Source organism: Streptomyces sp. NPDC020801, assembly GCF_044334385.1.
Lineage (GTDB): Bacteria > Actinomycetota > Actinomycetes > Streptomycetales > Streptomycetaceae > Streptomyces.
This window is the reverse complement of the sequence record NZ_JBIRST010000053.1, coordinates 1-11871: the sequence shown is the minus strand read 5'-3', so window position 1 is coordinate 11871 and position 11871 is coordinate 1. Positions and strand designations below refer to the sequence as shown.

General features: G+C 71.5%; 10 protein-coding genes and 1 pseudogene. 10 read left to right on the top strand and 1 reads right to left on the bottom strand.

The features are described from left to right. The 5 genes and pseudogenes from ACH4UM_RS41360 to folP all read left to right on the top strand — a co-directional run. Nucleotides 1-473, top strand: a pseudogene (locus tag ACH4UM_RS41360) (bifunctional methylenetetrahydrofolate dehydrogenase/methenyltetrahydrofolate cyclohydrolase); the annotation flags it as partial. Nucleotides 474-531: 58 nt separating this feature from the next. Further along, nucleotides 532-1764, top strand: coding sequence for a sarcosine oxidase subunit beta family protein (locus tag ACH4UM_RS41355; protein ID WP_398191721.1), 1233 nt, complete (start codon nucleotides 532-534; stop codon nucleotides 1762-1764). Between the two features lie 24 nt (nucleotides 1765-1788). Next, nucleotides 1789-5001, top strand: a complete 3213-nt coding sequence (locus tag ACH4UM_RS41350) for a sarcosine oxidase subunit delta family protein (RefSeq protein WP_398191718.1) — start codon at nucleotides 1789-1791, stop codon at nucleotides 4999-5001. After that, nucleotides 4994-5596, top strand: coding sequence for a sarcosine oxidase subunit gamma (locus tag ACH4UM_RS41345; protein WP_398191715.1), 603 nt, complete (start codon nucleotides 4994-4996; stop codon nucleotides 5594-5596). Before ACH4UM_RS41350 ends, ACH4UM_RS41345 begins: the two co-directional genes overlap by 8 nt. A gap of 257 nt (nucleotides 5597-5853) precedes the next feature. Beyond that, nucleotides 5854-6681 carry a dihydropteroate synthase gene (gene folP, locus ACH4UM_RS41340; protein WP_398191712.1) on the top strand — a complete coding sequence of 276 codons (828 nt, stop codon included), beginning with the start codon at nucleotides 5854-5856 and terminating at the stop codon, nucleotides 6679-6681. Nucleotides 6682-6732: 51 nt separating this feature from the next. On the opposite strand, the gene ACH4UM_RS41335 is transcribed toward folP, so the two are convergent. Beyond that, on the bottom strand, nucleotides 6733-7506 hold the full coding sequence (locus tag ACH4UM_RS41335; protein WP_398191709.1) for an IclR family transcriptional regulator: 774 nt from the start codon (nucleotides 7504-7506) through the stop codon (nucleotides 6733-6735). A gap of 680 nt (nucleotides 7507-8186) precedes the next feature. On the opposite strand from ACH4UM_RS41335, the gene ACH4UM_RS41330 reads away from it, so the two are divergent. The 5 genes from ACH4UM_RS41330 to ACH4UM_RS41310 form a co-directional block, all read left to right on the top strand. After that, on the top strand, nucleotides 8187-9272 hold the full coding sequence (locus tag ACH4UM_RS41330) for an S-(hydroxymethyl)mycothiol dehydrogenase (protein ID WP_398191706.1): 1086 nt from the start codon (nucleotides 8187-8189) through the stop codon (nucleotides 9270-9272). Next, nucleotides 9269-9901, top strand: a complete 633-nt coding sequence (locus ACH4UM_RS41325) for an MBL fold metallo-hydrolase (RefSeq protein ID WP_398191703.1) — start codon at nucleotides 9269-9271, stop codon at nucleotides 9899-9901. The genes ACH4UM_RS41330 and ACH4UM_RS41325 overlap by 4 nt, the downstream gene beginning before the upstream one ends. Before the next feature lie 164 nt (nucleotides 9902-10065). After that, nucleotides 10066-10329: a glycine cleavage T C-terminal barrel domain-containing protein gene (locus ACH4UM_RS41320; RefSeq protein WP_398191700.1), complete on the top strand. Its 264-nt coding sequence runs from the start codon at nucleotides 10066-10068 to the stop codon at nucleotides 10327-10329. Beyond that, entirely contained in the window at nucleotides 10308-11456 is a 1149-nt protein-coding gene (gene solA, locus ACH4UM_RS41315) for an N-methyl-L-tryptophan oxidase (RefSeq protein ID WP_398191697.1), read from the top strand. Before ACH4UM_RS41320 ends, solA begins: the two co-directional genes overlap by 22 nt. Before the next feature lie 20 nt (nucleotides 11457-11476). Further along, nucleotides 11477-11871 (top strand): aromatic ring-hydroxylating dioxygenase subunit alpha (locus ACH4UM_RS41310; protein ID WP_398191695.1); only part of this gene is annotated, 395 nt, incomplete at its 3' end.

The following is an 11871-nucleotide window of genomic DNA, read 5'->3' as shown; positions in this document are numbered from 1 at the left end:
GGCTCACCCTCGGCGTCGGCGCCCCGCTGCCCTGCACCCCGCGCGGCATCGTCGAACTCCTGCGCCGCCACGACGTACCGCTCGCCGGAGCGTGCGTGTGCGTGATCGGCCGGGGCATCACCGTCGGACGCCCCCTCGGCCTCCTGCTGACCCGCAGGTCGGAGAACGCCACCGTCACCCTCTGCCACACCGGAACCAAGGACCTGGCCTGGCACGTACGCGAGGCGGACATCGTCGTCGCGGCCGCCGGGGTGCCCGGACTGATCACCAAGGACATGCTGCGCCCCGGCGCGGCGGTCCTGGACGTCGGCATCACCCGCACCGAGCAGGGACTGACCGGCGACGTCCACCCGGACGCCGCCACCGTCGCCGGATGGCTCGCGCCGATGCCCGGGGGCGTGGGCCCCATGACCCGGGCGATGCTGCTCGCCAACGTCGTCGAGGCCGCCGAGAGGAACGCGAACGCCGCATGAACGCTCCAGTCCCCAAGTACCCGCTCCACCCACACCTGTCCCAAGACGGAGACGCCCGATGAGCCCCCGTACCCCCGGTGCCGACCTCCCCGACCACCCCGACTGGCTGTGGCGCACACCCGAGCCCAAGCGGTCGTACGACGTGGTGATCGTGGGCGGCGGCGGCCACGGCCTGGCCACCGCCCACTACCTGGCGAAGAACCACGGCATCACCAATGTGGCGGTGCTGGAGAAGGGCTGGCTGGCGGGCGGCAACATGGCCCGCAACACCACGATCATCCGTTCCAACTACCTGTGGGACGAGAGCGCGGGCATCTACGAGCACGCCCTCAAACTGTGGGAAGGGCTGGCGGAGGAGCTCGACTACCCGATCCTCTTCTCCCAGCGAGGCGTGCTGAACCTCGCCCACAGCCTGCAGGACGTCCGCGACAGCGTGCGCCGAGTGGAGGCCAACCGGCTGAACGGCGTGGACGCCGAATGGCTGGACGCCGAGCAGGTCAAAGAGGTCTGCCCGATCGTCAACATCTCGCCCGACGTGCGCTACCCGGTGCTCGGCGGCACCTACCAGCCGCGCGCCGGCATCGCCAAGCACGACTACGTGGCATGGGGCTTCGCCCGTTCCGCGGACGCCGCCGGCATCGACATCATCCAGAACTGCGAGGTCACCGGCCTGGACGTGGTCGGCGGCCGGGTGGTCGGAGTCCGGACCACGCAGGGCTCGATCGCCGCGGGCAAGGTGGCCCTGTGCTCGGCCGGTCACACCTCGGTGCTGGCCGCCATGGCGGGCATCGAACTCCCGCTGCAGAGCCACCCGTTGCAGGCCCTGGTCTCCGAGCTCCTGGAACCGGTCCACCCCACGGTGGTCATGTCCAACGCCGTCCACGTGTACGTCAGCCAGGCGCACAAGGGCGAGCTGGTGATGGGCGCGGGTATCGACGCGTACAACTCCTACACCCAGCGTGGCGCCTTCCACATCATCGAGGAGCAGATGTCGGCGGCGCTGGAGCTGTTCCCGGTGTTCGCGCGTGCCCATGTGCTGCGCACCTGGGGCGGCATCGTCGACGTCAGCCCGGACGCCTCGCCGATCGTGGGCCTGAGCCCGGTGGACAACCTCTATCTCAACTGCGGCTGGGGGACGGGCGGTTTCAAGGCCACCCCGGGCGTCGGCTGGGTCTACGCCCACACCATCGCCAACGACACCCCCCACGCCCTCAACGCCCCCTTCTCGCTCGACCGTTTCACCACCGGCGCGCTCGTCGACGAGCACGGCGCGGCCGCGGTGGCCCACTAGGGATCCTCAAGGGAGCCGAACGACATGCTGCTCATCCCCTGCCCGTGGTGCGGGCCCCGCGACGAGGCCGAGTTCCACTACGGCGGCCAGGCACACGTGCCCTACCCCGAGAACCCAGCCGCCCTCACCGACGAGGAGTGGGCGCGGTACCTGTTCTTCCGTGACAACCCCAAGGGCCCCTTCGCCGAACGCTGGAGCCACGCGGCGGGGTGCCGCCGCTGGTTCAATGCCGTCCGGGACACGGCGACGAACGAGATCCTGGCGGTGTACCGGGCCGGGGAGGAGCGCCCGGAGACTGTGGAGGCGCATCCGGTCACTTCTCAGCCTCGCCCGCTGCCTTCCGAGCCCGGGCCGGCACAGCCGGCCCTTGCGGTGTCTGAGTACGAGGCCCCTTCCGAGCCCCCAGCGACGGTCCCGGCAACCGGCCTCCGCCTCTCCGCCGGCGGCCGTATCGACCGTGACGCTCCCTTGACGTTCACCTTCGACGGCACCGAGTACCAGGGCTACCGAGGCGACACCCTTGCCTCCGCCCTCCTCGCCAACGGTGTGATCCAGGCCGGCACCAGCATCAAGCTCGGCCGCCCCCGGGGTATCTTCTCCGCCGGTGTGGAGGAGCCGAACGCGGTCGTCCAGATCGAGGCGCCCTTCCCCGAGCCCATGCTCCCCGCGACCACGGTCGAGCTGTACGACGGCCTGGTCGCGAGCAGCCTGCCCGGCCAGGGCCGGCTCGCCACGGAACCGGACCCGGCCCGCTACGACGCCGTGCACGCCCACTGCGACCTGCTGGTCGTCGGCGCGGGCCCGGCCGGCCTGGCCGCAGCGGCGGCGGCCGCCCGCAGTGGCGCTCGCGTCATCCTGGCCGACGACCAGCCGGAGCTCGGCGGCAGTCTGCTCGGCACGGGCGAACACCTCGACTGGGTCGAGGAGGTCACCAGGCTGCTCGAAGCCGCCCCCGAGGTGCGCGTCCTGCGCCGCACGACCGCCTTCGGCTACTACGACGACAACCACCTGCTCGCCGTGGAACGCCGCACCAACCACCTCGGCGCCGCCGCCCCCGAGAACGTCTCCCGGGAACGTGTGTGGCGCATCCGTGCCCGCCGGGTGGTCCTGGCCACCGGCGCCCACGAGCGCTCCCTGGCTTTTGCGGACAACGACCGTCCCGGTGTGATGCTGGCCGCCTCGGCCCGCACCTACCTCCACCGGCACGGTGTCCTGCCCGGCCGCCGGGCAGTCGTCTTCACCACCAACGACAGCGCCTACGCGACCGCGCTGGACCTCCACGCCGCCGGCGTGGACGTCGCGGCGATCCTCGACACCCGCCCGGAGCCGGGGGAGTGGGCGAACCGTGCCACGCAGGCCGGCATCGAGGTGCTGACCGCTCACGCCGTCACCGCCACGGAAGGCGATCCGCGGCTCACCACCGTCGTCGCCACTCCGTACGGCGAGTACACCGGTGCCGGCCGTGAGTTCGCCGCGGACCTGCTGCTGGTCTCCGGCGGCTGGAACCCGGTGGCGCATCTGTTCAGCCAGGCCGGCGGCAAGCTCCGCTACGACGACACCCTGGGCTCGTTCGTCCCCGGCACCTGCAGTCAGGCCGTCGAAGTCGCGGGCAGCGCGAGCGGCGTCCTCGACCTGCCCACCGTCCTGGCCCAGGGTGCGGCGGCGGCCGCTCGGGCGCTGGGGGCCGAGGGCTACGTGCCCGACGCACCCCGCCTCCCCGACGCGACGGCGCACCCGCAGACCCCGCCCATGCAGGTGTACGCGGTCCCCGGCCGGGACGGTGCCCCGCGTTTCGTCGACCTCCAGCGCGACGTCACGGTCGACGACCTGGCGCGGGCGACCGGGGCGGGCCTGCGCTCGGTGGAGCACACCAAGCGCTACACGACCGCAGGCACCGCCAACGACCAGGGCAAGACCGCGGGAGTCCTCGCGAGCGGAGTTGTCGCCGAACTCCTCGGCGTGGACATCTCGGCCCTCGGCACGACCACCTTCCGCCCGCCCTACACGCCCGTCTCCTTCGCCGCCCTGGCCGGCCGCGACCGGGGCTCGCTGAGCGACCCGGTCCGCACGACCGCCCTGCACGGGTGGCATGTCGCGCACGGTGCGCTGTTCGAGAACGTCGGCCAGTGGAAGCGGCCCTGGTACTACCCGCAGGACGGCGAGGACATGGAGGCCGCCGTGCTGCGCGAGTGCGCCGCCGCCCGCGAGGGCGTGGCCTTCATGGACGCCTCCACCCTCGGCAAGATCGACGTCCAGGGTCCCGACGCCGCCGTCTTCCTCGACCTGCTCTACACCAACATGATGAGCACCCTGAAGGCCGGCATGATCCGCTACGGCGTGATGTGCCGCCCGGACGGCATGGTCTTCGACGACGGCACCGTCATCCGCCTCGCCCCCGACCGCTTCCTGGTCACCACCACGACCGGCAACGCGGCCGCCGTCCTGGACTGGATGGAGGAGTGGCTGCAGACGGAGTGGCCCGAACTGCGCGTCCACTGCACCTCCGTCACCGAGCAGTGGGCCACCGTCGCCCTGGTCGGCCCCCGCTCCCGCGAGGTCCTCGGCGCACTCGCGCCCCAACTGGCCGTGTCCAACGAAGACTTCCCGTTCATGGCATGGCGGGAGACGGCCGTCGCCGGCATCGACGCGCGTGTGTGCCGGATCAGTTTCTCCGGCGAACTCGCCTACGAGATCAACGTGTCCCCATGGGACGCGCTCGCGCTGTGGGAGGCGCTGTACGAGGCCGGTGCCCGTTACGGCATCACCCCGTACGGCACCGAGACCATGCACGTCCTGCGCGCCGAGAAGGGCTATCCCATCATCGGGCAGGACACCGACGGCACCGTCACCCCGCAGGACCTGGGCATGAGCTGGGCGGTGTCGAAGAAGAAGCCCGACTTCATCGGCAAGCGCTCCTTCGCCCGGGCCGACACCGTCCGCCCCGACCGCAAGCACCTGGTCGGCCTGCTGCCCGAGGACCCGGCCGCCTTCCTGCCCGAGGGCACGCAGCTGGTCGCCGACAGCGAACTGCCCGCCCCGCCCGTTCCGATGCTCGGCCACGTCACCTCCAGCTACCGCAGCGCGGCATTGGGCCGGACCTTCGCACTCGCGTTGGTCAAGGGCGGCCGGGACCGCATCGGCGAACGTCTCTACGCACCCGTGGGCGACCGGCTGCTCCCGGTGACCGTCGCAAGCCCCGTCCTCTACGACCCCGAGGGAGCCCGCCGCGATGGCTGACACCGTCCTGACCGCCCCGCCCCGCAGCCCCCTGGCGCACGCCAGGCACCACCTGGCTGCCGCCACCCGGGCCTCCCGCGGCTCCCTCCGTCTTGCCGAACTCCCCCTCCTCGCCCAGGTCGACGTCCGCCTCGACCCCAAGGGAGCGGCGGCGGACGCCGTCGGACTCGCCCTGGGCCTCCAACTGCCCCTCGAACCCAACACCGTCGTACGCACGGGTAACCTGGCCGCGCTGTGGCTCGGCCCGGACGAATGGCTGCTGGTCGGACAGCCCGGGACCGAGCGCGACCTGGAGAGCCGTGTCCGCGCGGCGGCCGGGGACGAGCCGGTGTCCGTCACCGACGTCTCGGCACAGCGCACCACCGTCCTCGTCGCCGGCCCCCGCGCCCGCGACCTCCTGGCCCACGGCTGCCCCCTGGACCTGCACCCGCGCGCCTTCGGCCCCGGACGCTGCGCCCAGACGACCCTGGCCCGCACCCAGATCGTCCTGGCCGCCCGCGACGAACCCAGGGCCGGGTTCTGGGTGCTGGTCCGTTCGTCGTTCGCCGGCTATCTGGTGGACTGGTTGCTCGACGCGGCGACGGAGTACAGGTGACCGATCTCGGCGGGGTTGCCCCGTCGACCTTGTGGGAGCCCCGCTGAGGGGCTCCCACAGGGCTTTGTGCCGAGCCCGGTCGGCGTCCTGCACGAACGTTGACGACTGCTGGTTTCGCAAGACGTATCGAGGTGGTTTTGCTGATGCCCGTCTGCCCGCTTGCCGCGACCGCCATGGCCGACGCCACCACCCCTCCATCCCCTGGAAGGCCGCAAGCCCACCCGCACGGGCTGCCACGGCCCGGCCGTGCACTGGTCATGGGCGTTGTGAACGTCACTCCGGACTCGTTCTCCGACGGCGGTTCGTCGTTCGCCGCGGACGCGGCCGTCGCGCACGGACTCGCGTTGCTCGAGCAGGGAGCGGACATCGTGGACGTGGGCGGTGAGTCGACCCGCCCCGGCGCGATACGTCCGCCGGTCGACGAGGAGCTGCGTCGCGTCCTGCCCGTCGTCCGTGAACTTGCCGCGGCGGGCGCGATCGTCAGCGTCGACACCATGCGGGCCGAGGTCGCCGCCCGTGCGCTGGACGCGGGTGCACGGCTGATCAACGACGTCTCAGGGGGCCTCGCCGACCCCGCGATGCTGCCGCTGATGGCCCGGGCGGGCACGCCGTACGTGGTGATGCACTGGCGCGGACACTCCGCCGGCATGGAGGCGAACGCCCTCTATGACGATGTCGTCACCGACGTGCTCGACGAACTGCGCCTGAGGATCGAGGCGGCGCTGGAGGCGGGGATCCCGCCCGGTTGCCTGATCGTCGACCCCGGGCTGGGCTTCGCCAAGGAGCCAGAGCACAACTGGAGGCTGCTGGGCCGCCTCGGGGAGATCCTTGCACTGGGCCGTCCCGTCCTCGTGGGCGCCTCCCGCAAGTCGTTCCTGGGCCGTTTGCTGGCGGACGATGCGACGGGACAACCCCGTCCGGCGTGGCTGCGGGATGCCGCGACCACCGCCGTGTCCGTTCTCGCCGCCACGAAGGGCGTCTGGTGCCTGCGGGTGCACGATGTCGCCTCGACGCTGGACGCGGTACGGGTGACTGCCCGCTGGGGCGTCGAGACGGCAGGGCCGGCGCAGTCGCCGCCGCGCTGAGCGCACGGTTGGCTCACCGGTTGTGCGCACGTGCGCCTTGCGCGCCGCGGTTCACGCTCCTGTCGGGTCAGGCGAGGCCCAGCCCAGATAGCCCATCCGGCGGCTGATCTCCTCCGCGCCCTCGACCAGCACGGGTGCGAGCTCGTGGATGCGTTCCTCGGTGAAGCGGTACGCAGGGCCGGAGGCGCTGAGCGCGGCGACGACCTCGCCGTCGCGGGACCGGATCGGGGCCGCCACGGCATGCAGTCCGATCTCGAGTTCCTCCAGCGCCACCGCGTACCCGCGCTGCTGCGCCTCGGCGAGGTTCTTCTCCAGCTTCGTCCTGGCCGTCAGGGTGTGCGGCGTCAGCTTCCGCAGCCCGGACGCCGCGAGCACTTCGGCGCGCTCCCTCGCCGGCAGGTGGGCGAGCAGGATCTTGCCGCTCGAGGTGGCGTGCAACGGAGTGAGCTGCCCCACCCAGTTGTGCGTACCGACTGCGCCCGGACCGCGTACCTGGTGGAGGTCGACGGCGTAGTGCTCCTGCAGCACCGCGATGTTGACGGTCTCGCCGATCTCCTCGCTGAGCCGCTCGCACACACGCCGGCCCTGCTGGGTGATGTCGAGACGGCCCGTCACCGCGCCGGCCAGGCGCACGAGCCCGAAGCCGAGCCGGTACTTGCCCCGCTCGGCCGTCTGCTCGACCAGGCCGCGCGCCTCCAGCGCCCCGAGCAGGCGGAACGCGGTCGACTTGTGGACGTCGATCTCGGCGGCGACCTCGCTGACACCCGCCTCTCCGCGCTGGGCGAGGATCTCCAGGACGCTGACGGCACGGTCGACGGATTGCACCCCGTTCACCGTCGAACCTGTTGTTGCGTCATATGCGACATGATTGCTCATAATGCAACTATACGCAGTCGGTCCCGACCAAAACAGCCAGGTCGATGGTGTGCGTCGGAAGAGCGCGGTGCGGTCCCCGCCGGCCGGCACACGGCTCTGGCTGGACTCGATCGCGACGTCACCGCCGGGTGAATCGGGTGCCGAACAAGCACCGGGCCGACTGCTCGGCGCCCTCATCTTGCCTGGGGCGGGCGCGTCGGGCGCCTGGGCGGTCGACCATGCGCCGGCCTCGGCCATGCGATGGCCGAGGCCGGCGGCACCCGCACCTGGCGGTGGACGGTCGCTTTGGACGGTGTGCTCAGCGCTCCGATCCTGCGGATCCGCATCACGCTGATCGGAGCCGGCATCACGGTGGTGGGCCGTCTGCGGGCATCTGGAGGCCCGCTTCCCGCTGGACGCCAAATTCGCTTCGCCAATCCCTTGACAGTGGATGTCCGTGGGGAGACAGTTTGGGCGAGCGTTGCCTATGGCGAATGAAGTTGTGTATTGCGCAACGCAGCTTCGGGTCCAGTGAAGTCCTCTTCCCTCCCCTCATCGATCGCTCCGGGAGAGCGATCGACGTCGCCCGCCGTCCCGAAACATCGGGCGGCAGACCGTGTTCGGCCGTCCCCGCAGCGAGGAGATCGACAGTGACACACGAGGTACGCGCCGTCGTCGCCCGGCAGAAGGGCGCGCCGGTCTCGGTGGAGACGGTCCTGGTGCCGGACCCCGGCCCGGGTGAGGCGCTGGTGCGGGTGCAGGCCTGCGGCGTCTGCCACACCGACCTGCACTACCGGGAGGGCGGGATCGGCGACGAGTTCCCGTTCCTGCTCGGCCATGAGGCCGCAGGTGTGGTCGAGGCGGTCGGTGAGGGCGTCACCGACGTCGCACCCGGCGACTTCGTCGTACTCAACTGGCGCGCGGTCTGCGGTAAGTGCAGGGCCTGCCGCAAGGGCAGGCCGTGGTACTGCTTCGCCACCCACAACGCCATCCAGCCGATGACGCTGGCCGACGGCACCCCGCTGTCCCCGGCCTTGGGCATCGGCGCGTTCGCCGAGAAGACCCTGGTCGCCGCCGGCCAGTGCACCAAGGTGGCCCCGTCCGCCTCGGCCGCCGCGGCCGGGCTGCTCGGCTGCGGCGTGATGGCCGGTTTCGGCGCCGCGGTCAACACCGGCGCCGTCGGCCGCGGAGACTCGATCGCGGTGATCGGCTGCGGCGGCGTGGGCATGGCCGCCATCGCGGGGGCCAAGGTGGCAGGTGCCAGCCGCATCATCGCCGTCGACGTCGACGACCGGAAGCTGAAGAGGGCCGAGCAGTTCGGCGCCACCGATACCGTCGACTCCTCCAAGACCGACGCCGTCGAAGCGATCCGCACCCTCACCGGTGGCTTCGGCGCAGACGTCGTCGTGGACGCGGTGGGCCGCCCCGAGACATACAAGCAGGCCTTCTACGCCCGCGACCTGGCCGGCACCGCCGTACTGGTCGGCGTCCCCACCCCGGAGCTGACCGTCGACCTGCCCCTGCTGGACGTCTTCGGCCGCGGCGGGGCACTGAAGTCCTCCTGGTACGGCGACTGCCTGCCCTCCCGGGACTTCCCCGCCCTGATCGACCTCTACCTGCAGGGCCGCTTCGACCTGGGTGACTTCGTCACCGAGACGATCGGCCTGGACGAGGTGGAGGCCGCGTTCGCCAAGATGCACGACGGTGACGTCCTGCGCTCGGTGGTGGTCCTGTGACCGCGCGGATCGAGCACCTGGTCACCTCCGGAGCCATTCAACTGGGCGGTGGCAGCTGGGAGGTGGACAACAACGTCTGGCTGATCGGCAACGACGACGAGGTCCTCGTGATCGACGCCGCGCACGACGCGGAGGCCATCATCGCCGCCGTCGGCAGCAGGCGCCTGGTCGGCATCGTGTGCACCCACGCCCACAACGATCACGTGAACGCCGCCCCGCCCCTGGCCGCCCGCACCGGAGCGCCCATCCTGCTCCACCCCGCCGACGCGGTGCTGTGGAAGGCGGCGCATGCCCCGCGGGAGCCCGGCTACTGGGAGCTGATCGACGGCGAGGAGCTGACCGTGGCCGGCATCGCACTGCACGTGCTGCACACCCCTGGGCACTCTCCCGGCGCGGTCTGCCTGTACGCACCCGCGCTGGGAGCCCTGTTTTCCGGCGACACGCCTTTCCGGGGCGGTCCCGGTGCCACCGGCCGCCCCTACTCGGACTTCGACAGGGTCCTCGTCTCCCTCGGTGACCGGCTGCTCGATCTCCCGGCCGGCACCACCGTTCACACCGGTCACGGCGCCACCACCTCGATCGGGGCCGAGGCCCCCCACCTCGACGACTGGATTGCCCGAGGCCACTGACCCGCCCGTCACAGGACACGAATCCGGAGGAAGGCCATGGCGGCTCAGCCGAAGACGGACCACGAACCGGGAAACGCTCCCGGCGGACGTCGTGGTCTCCCGCGCCGTCAGGCCGTGGTGATGGGCAACGGGCCGGTCCGCTGGACCGCCGCCCGGTCGGCCGTGTGACCAGCGCCGCCCACGGCTACGCGATCGGCCCGCCGATCGCCTGCGCCCGGCTGCCGGCTGGGCACGCCGCTCCGGGGATCCGGGTGGAGACCGAGTACTTCGGGGCCGAGGTCGCGGCCGGCACCGGCGCCCGGCACCTGTTCGACCCCGAGAGGTCGCGCATCCGGCGCCGAAGCGCGCCACGAGCACGAGCAGAACCAAATCCTCATCGGCAAGATTCTTCCCAGGAGATGGACACATGGCCTCTTCGTACGACGTGATCGTCGTCGGCCTGGGCGGGATGGGCAGCGCAGCCGCCTATCACCTCGCCGCCCGCGGTCAGCGAGTGCTCGGCCTGGAGCGCTTCGGCCCCGCTCACAACCTCGGTTCCAGCCACGGCGGATCCCGCATCTACCGGCAGGCCTACTTCGAGGACCCGGCCTACGTGCCGCTGCTGCTCCGTGCCCGCGAACTGTGGGAGAAGCTGGCCGCCGACTCCGGGCAGGAGGTCTTCACCGAAACCGGCGGTCTCCTGATCGGCCGCGAGAACAGCGGGGCCTTCACCGGCACCCTGAGCAGCGCGCACCAGTGGGGCCTGGACCACGAGGTGCTCGGCGCCGCCGACATCCGGCGCCGCTTCCCCACCTTCAACCCGGCGGCGGACGACGTCGCCTTCTACGAGCGCAGGGCCGGGGTCGCCCGGCCGGAGGCCACCGTCACGGCCCACCTGGGCCTGGCCCGGGCCCACGGCGCCGACCTGCACTTCGCGGAAATGGTCCTCGGCTGGGAGGCCGACGGCCCGGGCCGCAAGGCCTGGGTGGTCACCGACCGCGGCGCCTACACCGCCGACCGGCTCGTGATCGCCCCCGGGGCGTGGGCACCGAAGCTCCTGTCCGACCTGGGCGTGAGCGTGACGGTGGAGCGCCAGGTCATGTACTGGTTCCAACCCGACGGGGGCACCGGCCCGTTCACCCACGACCGGCACCCCGTCTACATCTGGGAGGATCCGGACGGCACCCAGATCTACGGCTTCCCCGCCCTCGACGGCCCCGACGGCGGCGCCAAGGTCGCCTTCTTCCGCAAGGGCGTCCCCAGCGACCCCGAAACCCTCGACCGCGAGATCCACCCGGACGAGATCGCGGCCATGGCCGACTACCTGCGCCCGCGCATCCCCACCCTGCCCGGCCGCTTCCTCAAGGCCGCGGCCTGCATGTACACCAACACCCCGGACGAGCACTTCGTTCTCGCCCGGCACCCCGAGCATCCGCAGGTGACGGTGGCCTGCGGATTCTCCGGCCACGGGTTCAAGTTCGTCCCCGTCATCGGCGAGATCCTCGCCGATCTGGCCACCGAAGGCACCACCGACCACCCCATTGCCCTGTTCGACCCCCGCCGCGTGCGCGTCTGACATCTTCCGAAGGTGACACGATGACCATCACGAATCTGCCGCCCAGCCTGATCCCCACGCTGTCCGGCGAGTACTACACCGACCCCGAGGTCTTCGCCCAGGAGCAGGAGCGGATCTTCGAGGCCATGTGGTTCTGTGTGGCCCGCGCCGCCGAACTGGCCAAGCCCGGCCAGTTCCGCACCGTTGATGTGGGCCGTGAGAGCGTGCTGGTCTCCCGCTCCCGGGACGGCTCGGTCAAGGCGTTCCTGAACATCTGCCGGCACCGTGGCGCGAAGCTGTGCACCGAGGAGTCCGGCGAGGTCAAGCGGGCCTTCCAGTGCCCGTACCACGCCTGGACGTACGGTCTGGACGGCAAGCTGGTCGCGGCGCCGAACCTCTCGTCGATGCCGGACGTCGACCGGACCGGGTACGGACT